The 19,056-nt window shown below is 60.1% G+C and carries 16 protein-coding genes and 1 tRNA gene; 10 read left to right on the top strand and 7 right to left on the bottom strand.

Features of this window, described 5'->3' with window-relative positions; genetic code table 11:
- Positions 1-83 precede the first annotated feature (83 nt).
- Positions 84-159, bottom strand: a tRNA-Ala gene (locus F3J08_RS08790).
- Positions 160-241: 82 nt separating this feature from the next.
- Positions 242-874: a nucleoside triphosphate pyrophosphatase gene (locus F3J08_RS08785; protein ID WP_166929362.1), complete on the bottom strand. Its 633-nt coding sequence runs from the start codon at positions 872-874 to the stop codon at positions 242-244.
- A gap of 339 nt (positions 875-1,213) precedes the next feature.
- Here F3J08_RS08785 and hemE point away from each other — a divergent pair, with 339 nt between their 5' ends.
- The 3 genes from hemE to hemJ are packed head-to-tail and all read left to right on the top strand — an operon-like array spanning position 1,214 to position 3,413.
- On the top strand, positions 1,214-2,248 hold the full coding sequence (gene hemE, locus F3J08_RS08780; RefSeq protein ID WP_166929536.1) for a uroporphyrinogen decarboxylase: 1,035 nt from the start codon (positions 1,214-1,216) through the stop codon (positions 2,246-2,248).
- 8 nt (positions 2,249-2,256) lie between these two features.
- Positions 2,257-2,964, top strand: a complete 708-nt coding sequence (locus F3J08_RS08775) for an HAD family phosphatase (RefSeq protein ID WP_166929360.1) — start codon at positions 2,257-2,259, stop codon at positions 2,962-2,964.
- Positions 2,961-3,413 (top strand): protoporphyrinogen oxidase HemJ, encoded by a 453-nt coding sequence (gene hemJ / locus F3J08_RS08770; protein WP_166929358.1) that lies wholly within the window; start codon positions 2,961-2,963, stop codon positions 3,411-3,413. Before F3J08_RS08775 ends, hemJ begins: the two co-directional genes overlap by 4 nt.
- Positions 3,414-3,517: 104 nt before the next feature.
- Here the strand turns inward: hemJ and pqqE are convergent, their stop codons facing one another.
- The 5 genes from pqqE to pqqA all read right to left on the bottom strand — a co-directional run bounded on the left by pqqE (position 3,518) and on the right by pqqA (position 6,752).
- Complete coding sequence (gene pqqE, locus F3J08_RS08765; protein WP_166929356.1) at positions 3,518-4,600, bottom strand: pyrroloquinoline quinone biosynthesis protein PqqE; 1,083 nt, start codon at positions 4,598-4,600, stop codon at positions 3,518-3,520.
- Positions 4,597-4,905: a pyrroloquinoline quinone biosynthesis peptide chaperone PqqD gene (pqqD, locus tag F3J08_RS08760; RefSeq protein ID WP_370458695.1), complete on the bottom strand. Its 309-nt coding sequence runs from the start codon at positions 4,903-4,905 to the stop codon at positions 4,597-4,599. Before pqqD ends, pqqE begins: the two co-directional genes overlap by 4 nt.
- Positions 4,902-5,648, bottom strand: a complete 747-nt coding sequence (gene pqqC, locus F3J08_RS08755) for a pyrroloquinoline-quinone synthase PqqC (RefSeq protein ID WP_166929352.1) — start codon at positions 5,646-5,648, stop codon at positions 4,902-4,904. Before pqqC ends, pqqD begins: the two co-directional genes overlap by 4 nt.
- Positions 5,645-6,556 carry a pyrroloquinoline quinone biosynthesis protein PqqB gene (gene pqqB, locus F3J08_RS08750; protein ID WP_166929350.1) on the bottom strand — a complete coding sequence of 304 codons (912 nt, stop codon included), beginning with the start codon at positions 6,554-6,556 and terminating at the stop codon, positions 5,645-5,647. The genes pqqC and pqqB overlap by 4 nt, the downstream gene beginning before the upstream one ends.
- 115 nt (positions 6,557-6,671) lie before the next feature.
- Complete coding sequence (pqqA, locus tag F3J08_RS08745; RefSeq protein WP_023978294.1) at positions 6,672-6,752, bottom strand: pyrroloquinoline quinone precursor peptide PqqA; 81 nt, start codon at positions 6,750-6,752, stop codon at positions 6,672-6,674.
- Between the two features lie 367 nt (positions 6,753-7,119).
- Here pqqA and F3J08_RS08740 point away from each other — a divergent pair, with 367 nt between their 5' ends.
- From F3J08_RS08740 to F3J08_RS08710, 7 genes are all read left to right on the top strand, one after another.
- On the top strand, positions 7,120-8,280 hold the full coding sequence (locus F3J08_RS08740) for an AI-2E family transporter (protein ID WP_240149253.1): 1,161 nt from the start codon (positions 7,120-7,122) through the stop codon (positions 8,278-8,280).
- Between the two features lie 254 nt (positions 8,281-8,534).
- Entirely contained in the window at positions 8,535-9,347 is an 813-nt protein-coding gene (locus tag F3J08_RS08735; protein WP_166929348.1) for an SDR family oxidoreductase, read from the top strand.
- Positions 9,348-9,630: 283 nt separating this feature from the next.
- Positions 9,631-10,776 carry an efflux RND transporter periplasmic adaptor subunit gene (locus tag F3J08_RS08730; RefSeq protein WP_166929346.1) on the top strand — a complete coding sequence of 382 codons (1,146 nt, stop codon included), beginning with the start codon at positions 9,631-9,633 and terminating at the stop codon, positions 10,774-10,776.
- 34 nt (positions 10,777-10,810) lie between these two features.
- The gene (locus F3J08_RS08725; RefSeq protein WP_166929344.1) at positions 10,811-13,903 is read left to right on the top strand and encodes a CusA/CzcA family heavy metal efflux RND transporter; all 3,093 of its coding nucleotides are present in this window, start codon (positions 10,811-10,813) and stop codon (positions 13,901-13,903) included.
- Positions 13,900-15,399 carry an efflux transporter outer membrane subunit gene (locus F3J08_RS08720; RefSeq protein WP_166929342.1) on the top strand — a complete coding sequence of 500 codons (1,500 nt, stop codon included), beginning with the start codon at positions 13,900-13,902 and terminating at the stop codon, positions 15,397-15,399. The genes F3J08_RS08725 and F3J08_RS08720 overlap by 4 nt, the downstream gene beginning before the upstream one ends.
- Positions 15,400-15,449: 50 nt before the next feature.
- On the top strand, positions 15,450-17,237 hold the full coding sequence (locus F3J08_RS08715) for a DUF885 family protein (RefSeq protein ID WP_205206839.1): 1,788 nt from the start codon (positions 15,450-15,452) through the stop codon (positions 17,235-17,237).
- 321 nt (positions 17,238-17,558) lie between these two features.
- The gene (locus tag F3J08_RS08710) at positions 17,559-18,836 is read left to right on the top strand and encodes an MATE family efflux transporter (RefSeq protein ID WP_166929533.1); all 1,278 of its coding nucleotides are present in this window, start codon (positions 17,559-17,561) and stop codon (positions 18,834-18,836) included.
- Positions 18,837-19,056: the final 220 nt, after the last annotated feature.

Genomic DNA, 19,056 nt, shown 5'->3' with positions numbered 1-19,056 from the left:
ATGCCATTGGTTCGCATGAGAAAGCACGCGCGTCTGCATTCTTGCCAAGCGCAGCATCGTAAGTCGAATTTTGAGGAAGATGATGGTGGAGCCAATCGGAATCGAACCGACGACCTCCTGAATGCCATTCAGGCGCTCTCCCAACTGAGCTATGGCCCCGCCGTATCAAAACCGGCCCCTTGGGTCAGGCCAGTGGCGCGGGTATAGCGGGGGGCTCTGCCTCTGGCAACCCCCCCTGACACTATTTTTTCGCGATACCGAAATCGCGCAGTACAGCCAGCAAGGGCAGGAGGGGCAAACCGAGAATGGCGTCGTGATCACCCCTGATCGTACTGAAAAGCTGTACACCCGGCCCCTCAAGGCGGTACGCACCAACACAGGATAGAAGTACGTCTCCCTCAGCCTCCATATAGGCCTCCAGAAAGCCATTGCTGAAATCGCGCATGGTGAGTTCGGGTGTCGCCAGATGCTCCCAGAGCTTCTCGCCACCTTTGTACAGCACGACAGCCGTCTGGAGCCGATGCGTACGCCCGCGCAGGGTGATGAGCTGTTCCCTGGCCGCCTGCCTGTTTTCCGGCTTGTCGAAACCGACGCCATCGCACTCCAGAATCTGGTCTGCCGCGATTACGAAATCGGCGCTCATAAAATGCGGATTCGTTGAAAACCCTAGAGCCTTGGCATTTGCGAGCGCCAGTGCGATGGCGTTCTGACCCGCGTTTTCCGCCCGCATCCTGTCACGCAGTACAGACTCATCCAGCGCCACTGGACAGGACACCACATCGAGACCGGCACCTCGCAGCAAACCAAGCCGGGCCGTTGATCCACTGGCCAGTACCAGCCTTGGCGTTCCGGGATTCGCACGCTTCGACTCCATCTCGAGTCTCCTTTGAAATCAGGGGTGAATGAGTACCGTCAGTACTGGGGTACATGGGGATTGTACGAGCCTGGGAGAGAGGGCGTACCGAGTACCGTGGATTGTACTTTCTTCGGCAGAACCAGTGGGTTGTACACAGGCCTTCTGTGGGTATTTCGGGATAACCTGCGCAAATACCTCAAACCAAAGGGTTTATCGTTTGTACACAGTGTTGGTAAGTCGGGGTACGTTTTCGGAAAGATGGGTACCCCGTCATCCACAGGGATCAACCTATCCGACAGGATATCTATCTTTTTTCTTTTATGGTTATTGGTCGGTATGGATAGCGAAAATTCACCCCTGTCAGCGCCTGCAAAACCGCTCCTGCGTGTCCTCCACGGTGAGGCCGTCTGGCCGCCTCCGGTATGGCTCATGCGTCAGGCCGGACGCTATCTGCCCGAATTCCGCGCCGCGCGCGCCAAGGCAGACTTCCTGACGCGCTGTACCACCCCGGACATCGCAGCCGAACTCACCCTTCAGCCAATCCGGCGCTTTGCCATGGATGGCGCCATCCTGTTTTCCGATATCCTCGTCCTGCCCTGGGCCATGGGTCAGGATCTCAAATTCATCGAAGGGCGCGGCCCTGTCATGGAGCCGATCCGCAACAGGGCTGCGCTTGAGGCTCTGTCTCCTGCCCGCGTAGCCGAAACCGTGGCACCAATCCAGGAAACATTGCGGATTCTGGCTCGCGAACTGCCTCAGTCCACCACGCTTCTGGGCTTTGCCGGCAGCCCCTTCACCGTATCCTGCTACATGGTCGATGGCGGCAGCTCGCGGGAGTTCGGTGTCACCCGTGCCATGGCGTTGCAGGACCCGGAGCTCTATGGCGATCTCATCGCCCTGCTGACCCGAACAACGACCGACATGCTGATCGGCCAGATCGATGCCGGTGCCGAGGCTGTCATGCTGTTCGACAGCTGGGCCGGTCTGCTGCCTCCTTCCCAGTTCCGCCAGCATGTGATCGCCCCGACACGCGCCATCGTGCAGGGCATCCGCGCTGCCCGGCCCGGTGTGAAGATCATCGGGTTTCCCCGTCTCGCCGGGTTGATGGCCCTCGAATATGCCCGTGAGACCGGTGTCGATGCGCTGGCCTGTGACACGTCGGTCGATCTGGCGCAGATGGCGACGCTCTGTCCTGACACGCTGGCTCTTCAGGGGAATCTCGATCCGATCATTCTGCGCAATGGCGGAAAGGGTCTGATTGACGAGGTACGCACCATCCGCGATGCCCTCAAGGGGCGGCCCCATGTGTTCAATCTCGGTCACGGTGTCATGCCCGATACCCCACCCGAGCATGTCGGCGCGCTGGTCGATGCCGTGCGCGATATCGGCTGACGCTCGTCATGTCCGATACGCGCCCTTCAGCCCTTTGTGCCTCCGGTCAGCTTCGTCTCGTGATCTTCGATTGTGATGGCGTGCTGATCGACAGTGAGGGGCCTTCCTGTCGTCTGGTGGCCAGGGCTGCCCGCGATCATGGCATTGCCCTGAACGATGATGAGGCCCTGCACCGCTTCGCTGGCAAGGCACTGGGTCAGGTCAAGCGCGAACTCGAAGCCGAGACTGGCCTCGATCTGGGTGATGACTACGTCGCCATCATGCAGAACCGGCTGGTCGATCTGATGCGCGATGAAGCGGCGCCGATCGAGGGCGCTGCTGCCATGCTGTCAGCCGTGCAGGCGCTCGGTCTGCCTTTTCGCGTCGGCTCGAATTCCTCATGGCCCGAGATGGAGGTCAAATTTGCTCGTGTCGGATTTGAGCCCTTCTTTCCGAAAGAGAGGGTTCATTCGGCTCGTGACATGATGCGGCCCAAGCCAGACCCCTATGTGTTCCTCCATGCTGCAGAGCAGGAAGGCGTTGCCCCCTCTGCCTGCGTGGTGATCGAGGATTCCGATACCGGTGTGCAGGCGGCACATGATGCCGGTATGGCCTGCATCCTGCTGCGTGCCGAAGGGCCATCGCCCGCACTCGACTGGCTAGGGTTACGCCGTATCGCCCATCTCGATGAACTTGCCCCCATGCTGGCCAGCATTATGGAAGAGCAAAACCAATGAGCGCCCTTCTTCCCTGGTTTCCCTGGCTCAAGGTGCTGCATATCCTCGCCTTCACCTCATGGATGGCGGGCAACTTCTATCTACCGCGGCTTTTCGTCTATCATTCACAGGTTCAGCCCGGCACGCCTGAAAGCGACCGTTTTCAGATCATGGAGCGTCGTCTGCTCCGCGCCATCATGACACCGGCCATGATCGCCACCCTGATCTCTGGCGGCCTCCTCGCCTCGCTTCCCGGTGTGATCGACTGGTCCGCCCCGTGGTGGTGGATCAAGCTGGTCACGGTTCTGCTGCTTTGCGGTTTCCACGGTTTCTGTGCCCGGTGGCGCCGCGAATTTTCCCATGACCTGCGGCTTCATCCCGAGCGCTACTACCGTATTGCCAATGAGGTGCCGACACTGCTGATGATCGTTATCGTCATCATGATCGTGGCCCGGCCTTTCTCGGGATAACAGGCAAGGCCCTGCACTCGCGGAAGGGATAGCTCCGTTGAGTCCATCAGGGTCCAGAAGGACGACTTTCCCCTGGTGGGGTATAGAGCCGCCCGCCGCGTATCTTACGCCTTGGAAAATCGCCGATAGGTGAAATCACCGTCATGACCGGCCCTTGCGGCTTCCATGACCAGAGCATGACGGTCCGAGCGGGCACAGACAGGGTCGGTGGCTGCCGCATCGCCTGTCAGGGCGAGGGCCTGACAACGGCAACCGCCCCAGTCGACTTCCTTCAGGCTGCAACCACGGCAGGGTTCGGGCATCCAGTCCGTGCCGCGAAACAGGTTGAACAGGGGGGAGTCCTGCCATATCGCGCCTAGAGAGTCGGTTGTGACACTGGGAAAGGTGATATTCGGAATGGTCTCGGCGGCATGGCAGGGCAGCACCTTGCCGGAGGGGGTGATGTTGACGAAGCGCTGGCCCCACCCCCCCATGCAGGGCTTGGGTTGGTCAGCGTGATAATCCGGGGTGACATAGTCGATGGCGAGGCTGTTGCCAAAGCGGGCACGGGCTTTCACCACCGCTTCCGTCGAGGCTTCGAGCTGCGCGGCCGAGGGCATGAGCAGATCACGGTTCTTCAGGCCCCAGCCATAATACTGGGTATGAGCAATCTCCACGCGTCCGGCACCGAGTTCATGGGCAAGATCGAGCATGGCAGGCACGCGCGCCACATTTTCGCGATGCACAACGAAATTGAGCGTGAGGGGGATACCGCGTGCCTTGATCAGGCGGGCGGCTTCGAGCTTCTTGGCCTGCGCACCACGCAGCCCGCCGATACGCTCTGCGCCCGCTTCCTCGACATCCTGAAAGGAGAGCTGGACATGATCGAGGCCAGCCTCATCAAGGGCGGAGAGGGTCGCCTCGTTGATGAGCACGCCTGAGGTAATGAGATTGGTATAGAGATTGAGCGCACTGGCGTGACGCACCAGTTCGGGCAGGTCATGCCGCGCCATGGGTTCACCGCCTGAGAAGTGAACCTGCAACACCCCGAGTGCCGCAGCCTCGTCCAGCACGCGCAGCCAGTCGGCCGTGGTCATTTCAGACGCACGTCGCTCCAGATCGATCGGATTGGAGCAATAGGGGCAGGCGAGCGGGCAGCGATGGGTCAGCTCGGCCAGCAGGCTCATGGGAGGCGGGGTAAAGCTCATGACGCGGGAGTTTGCCCGTTCCGAGGGCTTTGTTCGACCAGAACTTTCTGATCCATCAGCGAGGCAAGCAGAACCTGCACATCGGTCGCGATGGTTTCGCGGGGGGCATGATAGGTTGCAGCGAGGTCGTCGATGATGGCGCTCAAGGGGCGGGCGCCATCGACGAGGCGCAGGATGGCAGCGGCAATGGGATCGGCAATAAAGGCCTTTTCAGGAGCCTGAACGAGCCAGACATCGCGCACGCAGTCATGCTGCAGGCGATGACCGCGGGTAAATTTCAGAATGCTGTCTTCCGAAACGCTCACGCGCTGAAAGCCTCCGGGGTATGGGCACCGGCAAAGGCGCCGGGGGCGGGATGGCCTTCCATATACACATGCTGTAGCGCATCGAGCATGGTCCAGAGCACGTTGCATTTGAAGATCAGCGCGTCGATGACCTCTTTCTGCTGCTCGGCAGTGCGGGCGTGTTCCTTCACATAGGCCAGCGCGAAATCGGAATCACGCGGCGCCTGGGTGAGGCGTGGGGCGAAATAGGCCAGTGTCTCTTCCGAGATGAAATCATAGTGGCGCAGCATGCCGGAGACGCGCTCACTGATGATGGTGGGCGAGAAAAGCTCGGTAAGCGATGACGCAATGGCCGCCAGAACAGAGCGGTCGCGCACGTAATGCACATAGGCTTCCACGGCAAAGCCGGTCGCGGGCAGCATGCCTTGCAGGCTTTCGACATAGTCACGCGACAGGCCAAGCCCGTCGGTCAGTTTCAGCCAGCGCGCAATGCCACCCGTGCCGGGTTCGTTGCCGTCATGGTCCTCGAGACGGCGTCGCCATTCGCGGCGCAGTTCGGCCGTGGGCAGGCGAGCGAGCAATGTGGCGTCCTTCACCGGAATGGTCGCCTGATAATAGTAGCGGTTGAGGGCCCAGGCCTGAACCTGTGTGCGGTTCAGCTTGCCGTCATGCAGGGCACGATGGAAGGCATGACGGTTGTGATAGCGCTCGGCACCGATTTCACGCAGGCGGGCTTCGAGGGCATCGGGGGACAGAACCGTCATGATCTTTCTCCAAGGGTCAGGCGCAGGCCATCTTCACCGATGATCCAGCCTGCTTCTTCCGCCATCCGGCGTTCCGGCGAGTCCGGTACGAGGACGGGGTTCGAGTTGTTGATGTGAATGAAGACGCGATGGGAGGGCGCATCATGCAAGGTCTCGATGATGCCTTGCGGGCCGGACATCGAGATATGCCCCATGCGCAGACCGGTTTTCGGGCTGAGCCCGGCACGGATCATCTCATCATCACGCCAGAGCGTTCCTTCCATGAACAGCGCATCGGCAGCGCGAATGCGTGTGCGTATGGAAGGGGTGAGATCGGCACAGGCTGGCAGGAAGACCATCGTGTGCTTTCCGTCGGTAATTTCGAGCCCGATTGTCTCGCCCTTCTGGCTTGGCAGATGCTCGGCATAAAGCGGTGCCTTGCCAGGCACATCAAAGGCGGTGAGCGTCAGGCCTGAAGCTGTGCCGTCCTTGTTCGGCAGGGTGAGGGGTGTTTCGTCATCGAGCGGCAGGCGTGGCACAATCTCACGGTTTACGGCCTCGAAAATCGGATTGGCATCCAGCTGGGCCAGTGTGGCGGACGTGCCATAAAGCCGGAAGGGCTCGCGCTCGCGCAAAGTCAACAGCCCGGTGATGGAATCGATTTCGCCATTGGTCAGAATAACGCCCTGTATCGGCGTGGAACGCAGCGCGTCCTGCGCATGTAGTTCCGGCGTTGCCAGGATCTGGGCTCTGAGATCAGGCGAGGCATTAAGCAGGAACCAGTGCTTGCCATCGCCGCTGACGGCGAGGGAGGCCTGGCTGCGAGAGGGAATTCTGCCCTCTCTTGCGGCGCGGCAAGCCGGGGCGTTCGAATTCCATTGCGGAAACCCACCACCGGCACCGCTGCCAAGAACGATGATATCGAGCATGGTCAGGGTCGGTCTGTTCGTGATCGGCTGGCAGAGGGCCGTTCAGCCCGGCCAGAAACGACAACAGCCGCACAAGGGGTGCGGCTGTTGAAGATAATACGGTCCTGCGAAGAACTTACTTCTTCTGGCCGCAGACATAGGAGTTGATTTCGGCGCCGAGCGGAATTTCGGTAACCTTCGGGGTGTTCCAGGCCATGACGATATCCTTCAATGAAACAATGTGCTGTATCAGCCTAAAGATAGAACCCGAAAATGGGTTGCAAGCCAACGTGATTCAACCCAATAAAATGTAACGCGCATCACGTTGATGGCAACGTTTGCGGTCCGGGGTGGTTGATCGACGTTCATGACAGCGCCTTTTCCCGCGCAGCAACCCGTCTTTCAGGAAAGAAACGCCCGCCATGTCAGGCCCGCCGCTGACTTCGGACATGCCCCAGCCTGAAACCGGGTCCAAGGGAGGCGTGCCACGCCTCGCCCAAACCGGCGCAGGGGCAAAAATCATGCCCGATGCCCCGTCCGATACCGATAATTCCGAAGAGCGGAATGACGTGCATCAGGCCGGGATGATCCGCAAGGCCATGATGCGTCACAGCCTCGGCCTGCGTGATGTCGGTATTCTCATCCTGTCGCTTCTGGCGGTGTTCTACACCCTCTATTTTGCCGCCGATATCGTGCTGCCGTTCGTTTTTGCGATGGTCGTCAATCTGCTGATGATCGGGCCGATGCGTTTTCTGCATGGGCGGCTGCGTATCCCGAAGCCTATCTCGGCGCTGTTGCTGATCATCGCCATGTTCCTGCTGGTCGTCTGCATTGGCACCGCCATTTCGGTGCCGGCCGCAGCGTGGCTGACCAAGGTGCCGCAGAGCCTTCCTGCGCTTCAGCAGAAACTCGCCTTTCTTCAGGGGCCGATTGACTCGGTCCAGCGCGGCTATCTGCGGGTGATCGCCCTGATGTCCAGTGGTGGGCATCATCATGTGACCGCTGCCTCGGCTGCGGCGTCATCGGCCTCGAATGGCGCTGAGACGCTGCGCGTCTGGGGGTCCTCCTTCCTGATCGGGACGCGGGCATTCATGGGTGAGTTCTTCACCATGCTGCTGATGCTGTTCTTCCTGATGACGGAAGGCGACAGCCTGCTGCGTCGTATCGTGGAGATCATGCCGACCTACTCAGACAAGAGACGGCTGGTGCAGATCACGACGCAGATCGAGCGCAATGTCTCGCTCTATCTTGCCACCATTACCATCATGAACATTCTCGTGGGGTTGCTGAACCTGCTGCAATGCTGGCTGACCGGTATGCCCAATCCGCTGCTCTGGGGTGTTCTGGCCTTCCTGCTGAATTACGTACCGATCATCGGGCCGCTGACTGGCGTGGTCGTCTATTTCTGCGTGGCGCTGATCAGTTTTCCGTCTTTCCTGATGTCGCTCCTGCCACCCGCCATCTATCTGTGCATCCATATCCTCGAAGGTGAGACGATCACCCCGATGCTTCTGGCCAAGCGCTTCACACTCAACCCGGTGCTGGTCATGGCTTCCCTTCTGTTCTGGGACTGGATGTGGGGGATTGGCGGAGCGTTCCTGTCCGTACCCATGCTCGCCGTGTTCAAGATCTTCTGCGACCATATCGAGGGGCTTTCACCCATCGGGCACGTGCTGGGCGGACCTGTAAGACCACGATCGCTTCGTACGCTTGGCCCTGAGGTCAAGCCCGAGGCAGCTTCCTGACTGGGGGATGATGGTCTAGCGCTCTGCCCGGTGGGATCAGGTCGGGCAGAAATGAAATCGGCACAATCCTGATCACCGTTGTGACTGGCATACGAGCAATCCGGGGGCTTACGAGTCTGGTTTCATGAACCAGATGCATAAAGCCATGTCCCGAACGGGCACTAATGGGCGGCACACGGGCTTTGTATCATCTGATCGGAACCACCCCCTGCATTTGCAGGGGGGTGCAGGGTTCCTGCAATCAGGGAGAGCGCATGAAGGACGTTACCGTCGTTGTCGGGGCCGGATCGATTGGTCAGGCAATTGCCCGCCGTATAAGCAGTGGGCGTCACGTCGTGGTCGCTGATCTGCACCTGGAAAACGCAGAGAAGGCGGCCGGTATTCTCGAACTGGCAGGGTTCGAGACAAGTGTGGTCACTGTCGATGTCTCGGAAAGGCGGTCTGTCCGGGCCCTTGTCGAGGCGGCCGGCAAGATCGGCCCGCTCATGTCTCTCGTTCAGGCAGCCGGTGTATCGCCATCACAGGCGCCAGTAGAGACCATCCTCAAGGTTGACCTCTACGGAACAGCCATGCTGCTCGAAGAGTTCGGGCAGGCTGTCGCAAAAGGGGGATCAGGGATCGTGATCTCATCCCAGTCGGGCCATCGAATGCCGGCTCTCAGTGCCGAGCAGGACAGGCAGCTGGCCACGACGCCCGCTGATAGGCTCCTTGCCCTTCCCTTCGTGCGGGAGATTACGGACACGCTTCTTGCCTATCAGATGTCCAAGCGCTGCAACTCATTGCGGGTCAGGGGAGAAGCGCCACGTTGGGGAACACGCGGCGCCCGCATCAATGCAATCAGTCCCGGGATCATCATCACGCCGCTTGCCTATGACGAACTGCACGGTGAGCGGGCAGCGTTTTATCGCCAGATGCTTGCCGATGCTCCGGCAGGCCGCGCTGGGACACCCGACGAGGTGGCCGCACTCGCGGCACTGATTACCGGTGCTGAAGGCGGCTATATAACGGGAAGTGACTTCCTCATCGACGGTGGTGCAACCGCCCAGTTTTTCTACGGCACGCCATAGCGCTGAAGGGCAGGTAATCGGACGGGCAGGGTGCCCCAAGGGGGTGCCTGATGCGCTGTCCGACGCCGCCAGCTTCCACTCGAATTCAATACGAAATTATCCTGGTTCGGCGTATGACATGAAATTATCATGCGCCTTGAACCGACCTGTCCTATTAGAACATCGTTCTGAGGCTGGAGACCGCTTGGCGAAGCATGGTTGAACGGCTATCAACCGCAACAAACTATTTCAAAACATCCTGAGCCGAGGTTCTGATGCGCTCCCATGACGGCCTTGCCTGACCATGCAGGCACCTTTCCTACGCCGCCTTGGTCTGGCAGCGCTCATCGCCATTGTCCTTCTCGGGATCGTTATCACGATCATCCATGAACATGGGGCATCGCATTCCGATCGGCCGAGAGCCCAGCTCGCCCGTGAGAACGGTATGGTTATCGTAACCGATGACTCCCCGCTCATGAAGCGTTTGCATGTCGAGCCTGTCACAACGAGCAGGCTGGCCCACGGGTTGCGTGTGCCCGGCATGGTTCAGGCGCAGCCCACACGCAGCATCAATATCCTGACGCCAGTTACGGGCCATGTAACGGCAACCAGCCTTCAGCCCGGTCAGATCGTACACAAGGGTGATGTTCTGGCGGTTCTGGCCTCGGGCGATCTCGATCAGGCCTATGCTGATCTGCTCAAGGCGCGGGCGCAGGAGACCTATCAGGCGCAGGTGGTCAAACGCGCCCAGGAGGTTCTCTCTATCGGGGGTAATGCCCGCAAGGATCTGGACTCTGCCAGCAACGATCTGGCTCAGGCCCGCGCCGAGCGCCAGCGTGCCGAGCGTCGTCTTGAATCCCTCAACAGCCGCACCGACCAGGATGGCGAGGGTCTGGTGAGACTGGTGGCGCCGATAGACGGGCTGGTGGCCAGCACCACGCTGGCACCGGGTGTGAACATCACGGATGCCACAGCCGTTCAGGCGGTTCTGCTCGATATCTCCCAGGTGCAGATCGACGCTGAAATTCCCGAGGAGTCCGCGGGTATGGTGTCCGTTGGCCAGCCGATGAATGCTGCCATCAGCGCCCTGCCCGGCCGGCATTGCGTAGCGCCCGTCCAGTCGATCGACCCTGCCCTGCACAGCGATACGCGCCGGGTCATTGCGCATATCCTGTGTGACAATCCTGATGGTGCCCTGCGCCCCAACATGTTTGCCGATGTCGAGATTGCGGTTCAGCAGCCGGATATGGTGATCATTCCCAAGACCGCCCTTCTAATGAACAACGACCGCCTTACGGTCTTCGTGCAGGATGGTGCCCCCATGCATTTCCGCCGTCGTGCCGTAACGGTCAGCTATGACGAGGGGGAGAGCGTTCGCGTTCTCTCGGGCTTGCAGGGTGGTGAGCATATCGTCACGCGTGGCGCTATTCTTCTCAACGATAATGACTGATTTGTCAGCGCCGCAGATGAGAGCTTCCTAATCCGTGATTGCGACCCTGATCTCCTGGTGCTTTGCGCGCCGCCACATCATTTTCATCTGCGCCGTCTTTCTGGCTCTTGCGGGCGGTTATGCCTGGCGTGTGTTGCCCGTCGAGGCCTATCCCGATCTCGGGGCAGTCAATGTGCAGGTCACCACCCAGGTTTCCGGCCTGGCCGCCGAGGAAATGGAACAGCAGGTTACCGTGCCTCTGGAACGGGCTCTGGCAGCCGTTCCGGGCGTGACCGAGAGCCGTTCGAGCAGCACGTTCGGCCTGTCGCTGATCACCCTGATCTTCCATGACGGCATCGATGTGTTCACGGCGCGCCAGCTGGTGCTGGAACTGCTCGGCACGGCGAGCATGCCCGATGGCGTGACCCCGCAGCTTGGCCCGATCACCGGCCCTGCCGGCGAGATTTTCCGCTACACGCTGGAATCGGACTCGATGGATCTGATGCAGCTTTCGGACGTGCAGCGCTGGATTGTCATCCCTACGCTTCAGCGTGTGCCGGGCATCGTCAACGTCAATAATTTCGGCGGTCTGACGCGCGAGTATCAGCTCGTGCTCAAGCCGGACGCCCTGCTGCGTTACGGGCTGAGCACCGATGACGTGGTCAACGCCATCAAGAACAATAACGCCAATGCGGCGGGCGGGCGTATCACGCGCGGTGAGCAATCCTATATCGTGCGTGGTGTGGGCATGATCCACACGCTGGACGACATGAAGCGCATCGTCGTGGCGCAGCATAACGGCACGCCGGTGCTGCTAAGCGATCTGGGGCAGGTGCAGTTCGGGCATCAGATCCGCGAAGGTATTCTGGGCAAGGACAATAACCCCGATACCATCGAGGGCATCGTGACCATGCTGTCAGGTGCCAACCCCTCGCTCGTTCTGGACAACGTGCATCACGTGGTGGACGGGCTTCAGGAGCGCCTGAAGCCGCTCGATGTACGGCTTGTTCCCTATATCGACCGCGATAATCTGGTGAAGGCCACCACCCATAAGGTTGGCGAGACCATGGTCGAGGGTATCGGCCTCGTTCTGGTCATTCTGACCCTCTTTCTCGGCAGCCCCCGCAGTGCGGTCGTCACTGCCGTCACCATACCACTCGCGCTTTCCACCGTTTTCGTGCTCATGCATTTCTTTGGCATGGCGGCCAATCTGTTCTCGCTCGGTGCCATCGATTTCGGTGTGATCGTGGACGGGGCCATCGTGATTACCGAGGCGATCCTGCGCCTGCGCGAGGAATCACCCAAGGCCACCCTGACCAGCACCGAAGTCCTGAGCGTGGCGCGTATCGCGGGACGCTCGATCTTCTCCTCCACGCTCATCATCATCGTGGCCTATTCGCCGCTCTTCGCGTTTGAGGGGAGCGAGGGCAAGCTGTTCCGGCCTATGGCCTATACGGTGAGCTTTGCGCTCATGGGGGCACTGGCCTGTGCCCTCTGCCTGATCCCGACGCTGAGCTATCTGGCTTTGTACAAGCCAAGACGCATCTGGCATAACCGCCCGCTGGAAGCCCTGCATCATGCCTATGAGCGTGGGCTCAATCACATGCTGGCCCGCCCGCTCGTGACCTATATCGGGGGTGGTGCTGCGCTGCTTTCGGTGGTCATTCTGGGGGCTACGATCGGGCGCGAGTTCCTGCCCGATCTGGACGAAGGCGCGCTCTGGCTTCAGGTGCAGTTGCCCACGGGCATTTCGCTGGATGAAGGCAGCCGTATCGCAAGCGAGGTTCGCTCTGCCGTCCGCGAATTCCCCGAGACTTCCTACGCCATCACCCAGCTTGGTCGTAACGATGACGGCACCGATCCGTGGACGTTTTCCCACATCGAAATGCCGGTCGGTCTAAAGCCTTATGACCAGTGGGCCAACGGCGAGACCAAGGCCCAGTTCATCGCCCGCCTGCGCGAGCGTCTCTATCAGATCCCCGGCATCAGCTTTGGGATCAGCCAGCCGATTCAGGATGGCATGAACGATCTGGTGGGCGGCGCCCATTCGCCGCTCGTGTTGCGTGTCTATGGCAATGATTTCCATGAACTGCGCCGCATTGGCCGTCAGATCGTGAACATCCTGCATGAGGTGCCTGGCACGACCGATGCCTCGATCTTTCAGGAGCCGCAGATTCCGCAGCTGATGGTGACACCGCGGCGCGAGCAGGCGGCACGCTATGGCATCAACGTGTCCGATATCAGCACAGTCGTGCAGAACGCGATTGGCGATGGCGCCATCACACAGGTCTATGTGGAAGACCGCGTGTATAATGCGACGCTGCATGTCGGCTCGCATGATCTGACCGATCTGGCGTCCATACGCGCGCTTCCCCTGCGCTCGACCGAAGGCGCTCCGGTGACACTGGCCGAGGTGGCCGATGTCGGGCTGCATATGGGTGAGAGCAATATCGCCCATGAGATGGGCGAGCGTCAGATCACCATTCGCGTCGATAATGGTGTGCGCCCGCTCTCGCAATATCTGGAGGACGCGCAAAAGCGCATTGCCTCAGAGGTGCATTTCGACCCCCGCAAATATCGCCTGCAATGGGCTGGCAGCTTCGAGCAGGAGCAGCGTGCGCAGGCCCGTCTGGGCGTGGCGTTGCTCGTGATGTTCTCGATCATGCTGTTGCTGCTTTTCATGGAGTTCGGGACGTTCCGTCATGCTGTGCTGGTGCTCAGTGTTGTGCCGCTGGCCACGCTGGGCGGGCTCATCGCGCTTCATCTGCGTGGCGAGACACTCAATATCGCGACGGCTGTGGGCTTCATCGCGCTGTTTGGCGTGGCGGTGCAGAACGGCATCATCATGATTGCGGCCATCAACCGCCATCATCGCGCAGGGCTGAGCATCCATGATTCCGTGCTGGCCGGTGCAGCCGAACGTTTCCGCCCCGTGCTGATGACGGCTACGGTTGCCAGCGCAGGCATGCTGCCCGCAGCACTGGCTACAGGTGTCGGCACCGACGTGCAGCGTGGTCTGGCGACCGTTGTCGTGGGCGGGCTCGGCATTGCAACCCTGCTGACCCTTTTTGTTCTGCCGGTCTTCTTTTTCGAGCTGGAGCATTACATCGAACGCCGCAAGGCGCGCCGTTCGGGAGGTGTGTCATGAAACGCCGTGTGCTTTTGACCTGCGCCGCCAGTCTGGCGCTCTCGGGCTGCGCCATTGGCCCGAATTTCCATCGTCCTGACATGCTCAAAACGGGCGGTTACCAGAGTAAGGCCCTCCCGGCCTCCATTCATGGCACGACCGGAACCGGTTCAGCGGGAGCTGCCCAGACCCTGACCGCCGGGGCCGATCTGTCGGGCGCCTGGTGGCAGGCGCTGGGCGTGCCGCAACTCGATGCCCTGGTCACGCGGGCATTGCAGAACAACCCGTCACTCAGATCAGCACAGGCGACGCTCAAGGCTGCCTATGAACAGACCAAGGTCGCGGGCGCACCCTTGCTGCCCAGCATCTCGGCCTCATTCAACCCGACACGCAACAAGACGTCCAAGGCGCTGTCACCTGTGCCGGGCAATAATGACTATTTGTATAACCTGCACACGCTTCAGCTGAACATTTCCTATCAGCCCGATCTGTGGGGCGGGTTACGCCGTCAGGTGGAATCCCAGGCGGCGCAGGCGGAAATGCAGCGCTTCCAGCTGATTGCCACCACCAATACGCTGATCAATACGCTGATTGTCTCGCTCATCACGCAGTCGAGCCTCAACGCCCAGATCAACACCACGAGCGACATCATTGCCAACCAGCAGAAGCTTCTTGGTGTGATGGAAAAGCAGTTCAGGCTTGGGGATATCTCTGAAGCCCAGCTTCTGGCCCAGAAAGCCGCGGTGACCCAGGCGCAGGCGACCTTGCCCCCCTTGCATCTGCAGGCCGAGCAGGCTCACGATCAGATTGCTGCACTGGTCGGCACGACGCCCGACGAGGTGTTGCCCGAGATTCCGCTTGAGGCCTATCGCCTGCCCGCGACCCTGCCCGTCAGCCTGCCCAGCGCGCTTCTGACCCAGCGCCCCGACATACGCGCTGCGGAATCGCAGATGCACAGCGCCAGTGCGCAGGTGGGCGTCGCCATTGCCAACCGTCTGCCCAATGTGCAGCTTTCCGCGACACCGGGTCAGGCCATCAATGCCATGAGCCAGTTCTTCACCCCCGGCTATGGCAACTGGTCGATCGGCGCGATGGTGGCTCAGCCGATCTTTCAGGGTTTTGAGCTGATGCATCTGGAGCGTCAGGCGCGCGCCAATCTTCTGGCGGCCACCGAGCAGTACAAGAACACCGTACTGACCTCGATGCAGAACGTGGCCGACACACTGCATGCCCTTCAGGATGATTCTGACGCGCTTACCATCAGCGCAGCCAATGAGGATGCGGCTGTGCGCAGTCTGCGCATTTCGCAAAGCCAGATGTCCTATGGAGATATCAGCCCGGTGCTGCTCCAGGCGGCGGTGCAGATCGAACTTGAGGCGCGGCTCAACCTGATTCAGGCCAGAGCCACGCGCTTCACCGATAGCGTCGCCCTGTTTCAGGCTCTCGGGGGAGGGTGGTGGCATCGTAACGATACCGCTATGAAGGTTCCCTCGACAGACTGGCACGCGGCGTTCTGACCCGGTTCGGATCTCCGTGCGCCCGGCGCGCCCCAGGAGATCCGACGCTTATGAGATTCCCCCGCTCCTCACGCCTCGCCCTGATGGGGCTTGGCTGCCTTCTTGCCTCGACAACGGCTCTCGGGGCCCCTGCTGCGCCGTCGGACAACAAGGCGGCGGCCGCGTTCGATCGCCTTCTGGATGAGGAGTGGCAGTACGAGCTTAAAGACGCGCCTGAAATGGCGACGTCGATTGGCGATTACCGTTACAACGACCGCTGGAGCGATCTGTCCCTTGCCCATATCAAGGGATCCGTGCCTGTTCTGACGGGCTTTCTGAAGAAGTTCGAGGCTATCGCGCCAGCGTCACTTGATGACCAGCGACAGATCAGCCGTGCAATGATCATCCAGCAGATCCAGGACACGCTCGAAGGGATCCGTCTCAAGACCTATGAGATGCCGATCGACCAGATGAATGGTGCCCAGCTGGAATATCCGGGTTTCGTTTCGAGCATCCCCTTCGACACCACGAAGCAGTATGAGGATTATCTTGCTCGCCTGCGCGCCATCCCCAAGGCGATCGATCAGGTGATTGCCCTGGCGCGTCTTGGCGAGAAAGACGGATTGATGCCGCCGCGCTTCCTCCTTGAGAAGGCAGAGCAGCAGGTGGAGCAGATTGCAGCGCCCGCTGGCGAAAAGAGCCCGTTTGGCGAACCCGTTACGAAATTCCCGGCCGCTGTGCCCGCTGCCGATCAGGCGCGACTCCGCAAGGCTATCCTGACGGCTATCGATCATGATGTGCGCCCGGCCTATCAGCGCCTCGCGACCTTCATGAAGCAGGGCTACACGGCGCATGGCCGGGCTCAGGATGGTGTATGGGCTCTCCCCGGTGGCGATGCGCTTTATCGCTATGACATCCGCACCCTGACCACCACCACCATGTCCCCCAAGGAAATCCATCAGCTCGGGCTCGATCAGGTTGCCAGGATCGAGGGCGAAATGGGCGAGATCGCTCATAAGCTCGGATTTGCCGACCTTGCAGCCCTGCGCGCTTCGGTAGCCAAGGATCCCAAGCTCTACGCAACCTCGCGCGAACAGATCATCGATCTGTACCGCAAGTATATCGCGCAGATGGAGCCCGCCCTTACCCGCGATTTCGACAAGATCCCGACCACGAAGCTGGAAGTACGTCCTGTCGAGCGCTATCGCGAGGCTGAGGCTGCCGGTGCCGAATACCATCAGGGAACGCCCGATGGTTCACGCCCCGGCATCGTGTTCGTCAACACCGGCGATTTCGCCAAGCGCGATATCTACACGATCGAGGATACCGCCTATCATGAGGGTGTTCCGGGTCATCACTTCCAGATCTCCACCGCTCAATCCCTGCCGCTGCCGCCTTTCCGCCAGCAGGGTTTCTATAATGCCTATATCGAGGGCTGGGCGCTGTACGCCGAGGGTCTTGGCAAGGAGCTGGGCTTTTACAAGGATCTCTACAGCGATTATGGTCGCCTGAATGGCGAGTTGCTGCGTGCCGATCGTCTGGTGCTCGATACCGGTGTGCATGACCTGCACTGGACCCGCGCCCAGATGCTGGAATTCTTCCATGCCCATCCGCCCACCAGCGAGCCGGACATGCAGGCCGAGACCGACCGTTATATTGCTTGGCCCGGTCAGGCGCTGGGTTACATGCTGGGCCAGCAGACCATTCTTCGCCTGCGTGAAAAGGCCAAGACGGAACTGGGACCGAAATTCGACATTCGCAAGTTCCACGATGTCGTTCTCTCCGGTGGCGCCCTGCCGCTCAACCTCCTTGCCGACCGGGTGGATGCCTGGATCAAGACAGTGAAGAGCGAAAAGTAAGACCCGGGAGGCGCGGGCACTCGCCTCGATAGTGGATGGTCGTTCTCGTGAAAGCGACGCTTCATGAGCAGGGATGAGGGCAGGGCAAAGCCTCGCACTCATCCCTGAGCGCTCTGATCCGTAGGGCGGCTCTCAAAAAAAGGATCTTTCGGGATTTCTGTCGTTTCCAGAAGGGCGGGAAACGGGCAGGATCGGGAGGATATGTCTCTGACTGCTCCTTCCCCCGCCAAGATATCCCCTGATGCATCAACGGTTCAGGATTCGGAACCTGCGGTTGATCTGAAGGCCACCCGGCCCGCGCGTTTCGTTCATGGCAGCATCATGCGCCATGTCATCGTGATGGCGGGCACTGGGGCTATCGGACTGATGGCCGTCTTTGCGGTCGATCTGCTCAATTTCTGGTATATCTCGCATCTGCATGACCCGGCCCTGACAGCGGCAATCGGGTTTGCCGCTGCGCTGGGCTATGTTCAGGTGGCGGTGTCGATTGGCATGACCATCGGGCTCGGGGCAGTCATTGGCCGGCTCATCGGTGCGCGCCGGATCATCAGGGCGCGGCGGTTTGCCTCGGCGTTCATGGTCGTCATGATCGCGGTGACGGCCGTGCTGGGCTGTCTGACAGCGGTTTTCGCCGCGGCGTTTCTGGCCCTGCTGGGTGCACGCGGGGAGGCTCTGGCGCAGGCAACCGGATTCCTGCATCTGGTTTCACCATTCTTGCCCCTGGTCTGCTACGGCATGGCGCAATCGGCGTTGCTGCGCTGCGTGGGAGATGCCCGTCGCTCCATGCAGGTGACCCTGGTAGGCGCGTTTGTCTCGGCCATTCTCGACCCCATTCTGATTTTCGGGTTCCATATGGGGCTGACCGGGGCGGCGATCAGCACAATTCTCTCCCGCAGCGCCGTGGTGCTGTTTGGCTTCGTGAGCCTGCGTGAGCACCGTATGCTCGAATGGCCACGCCTATGGGCCATTGCCCCTGCAACGCGTCAGATCGGGGCTGTGGCTTTGCCTGCCATCGCCACAAATCTGGCAACCCCTGTTGGCGGATTGTTCACCACCCATTTCATGTCCGGGTTCGGGTTGGAGGCAATATCCGGGCAGGCGACGATTGATCGCATCGTGCCGGTCGCCTTTGCTTTCGTTTTTGCCCTGACCGGCTCGGTCGGGCCGATCATGTCGCAGAATCTTGGGGCAGGGAAAAAAGACCGGGTGCGTGAGACGCTCTATGCGTCGCTCAAGCTGACTGGGCTCTGTGTTCTGCTCACCTGGGCCATTCTCGCGGCATTCCACACACCCATTTTACACCTGTTTGCTGCCAAGGGGGTGGCGATCCGGATCGTCACGCTGTTCTGCTGCTGGCTGGTGGCGAGTTACTTCTTTGTGGGGCTGCTATTCGTGTCGAACACGGCCTTCAATAATCTGGGCCATCCGCTCTATTCGACCGCGTTCAACTGGGGCCGGGCGACGCTGGGAACGATCCCGTTTGTCTGGATCGGATCACATTATGGTCCGATAGGCATTCTGGTCGGGCAGTCGCTGGGTGTGGTTCTGTTTGGCAGCTTTGCAGCGCTGACGGCTTTCAGGGTGATCAGGCGGATCTGAATATCCTGTGGTAATCACGCGCTGTTGACTTCATCTGGCGATGTCTGGTGGCAATGATGCCTTATCTCAGACCCTATATGGGTAAAAGATGCCGGATCATGACCATAAAGAAAAACATAATAAATTATTGTTATTTTATCACAAACACTGAGTACTATATAGTAAATAAATATTAGAAAACTCAATATATGCAGGATAATTTATACATATACAACAATCC

This window comes from Asaia sp. As-1742, from assembly GCF_011753235.1.
GTDB lineage: Bacteria > Pseudomonadota > Alphaproteobacteria > Acetobacterales > Acetobacteraceae > Asaia > Asaia bogorensis_B.
This window is presented reverse-complemented; position numbering and strand designations above follow the sequence as displayed.

Bases quoted from the DNA above. Each gene is read 5' to 3' on its own strand.
- F3J08_RS08785 (WP_166929362.1), bottom strand. From the start codon at position 874: ATGGAGTCGAAGCGTGCGAATCCCGGAACGCCAAGGCTGGTACTGGCC.
- F3J08_RS08775 (WP_166929360.1), top strand. From the start codon at position 2,257: ATGTCCGATACGCGCCCTTCAGCCCTTTGTGCCTCCGGTCAGCTTCGT.
- hemJ (WP_166929358.1), top strand. From the start codon at position 2,961: ATGAGCGCCCTTCTTCCCTGGTTTCCCTGGCTCAAGGTGCTGCATATC.
- pqqE (WP_166929356.1), bottom strand. From the start codon at position 4,600: ATGAGCTTTACCCCGCCTCCCATGAGCCTGCTGGCCGAGCTGACCCAT.
- pqqC (WP_166929352.1), bottom strand. From the start codon at position 5,648: ATGACGGTTCTGTCCCCCGATGCCCTCGAAGCCCGCCTGCGTGAAATC.
- pqqB (WP_166929350.1), bottom strand. From the start codon at position 6,556: ATGCTCGATATCATCGTTCTTGGCAGCGGTGCCGGTGGTGGGTTTCCG.
- pqqA (WP_023978294.1), bottom strand. From the start codon at position 6,752: ATGGCCTGGAACACCCCGAAGGTTACCGAAATTCCGCTCGGCGCCGAA.
- F3J08_RS08740 (WP_240149253.1), top strand. From the start codon at position 7,120: ATGATCCGCAAGGCCATGATGCGTCACAGCCTCGGCCTGCGTGATGTC.
- F3J08_RS08735 (WP_166929348.1), top strand. From the start codon at position 8,535: ATGAAGGACGTTACCGTCGTTGTCGGGGCCGGATCGATTGGTCAGGCA.
- F3J08_RS08730 (WP_166929346.1), top strand. From the start codon at position 9,631: ATGCAGGCACCTTTCCTACGCCGCCTTGGTCTGGCAGCGCTCATCGCC.
- F3J08_RS08720 (WP_166929342.1), top strand. From the start codon at position 13,900: ATGAAACGCCGTGTGCTTTTGACCTGCGCCGCCAGTCTGGCGCTCTCG.
- F3J08_RS08715 (WP_205206839.1), top strand. From the start codon at position 15,450: ATGAGATTCCCCCGCTCCTCACGCCTCGCCCTGATGGGGCTTGGCTGC.
- F3J08_RS08710 (WP_166929533.1), top strand. From the start codon at position 17,559: ATGCGCCATGTCATCGTGATGGCGGGCACTGGGGCTATCGGACTGATG.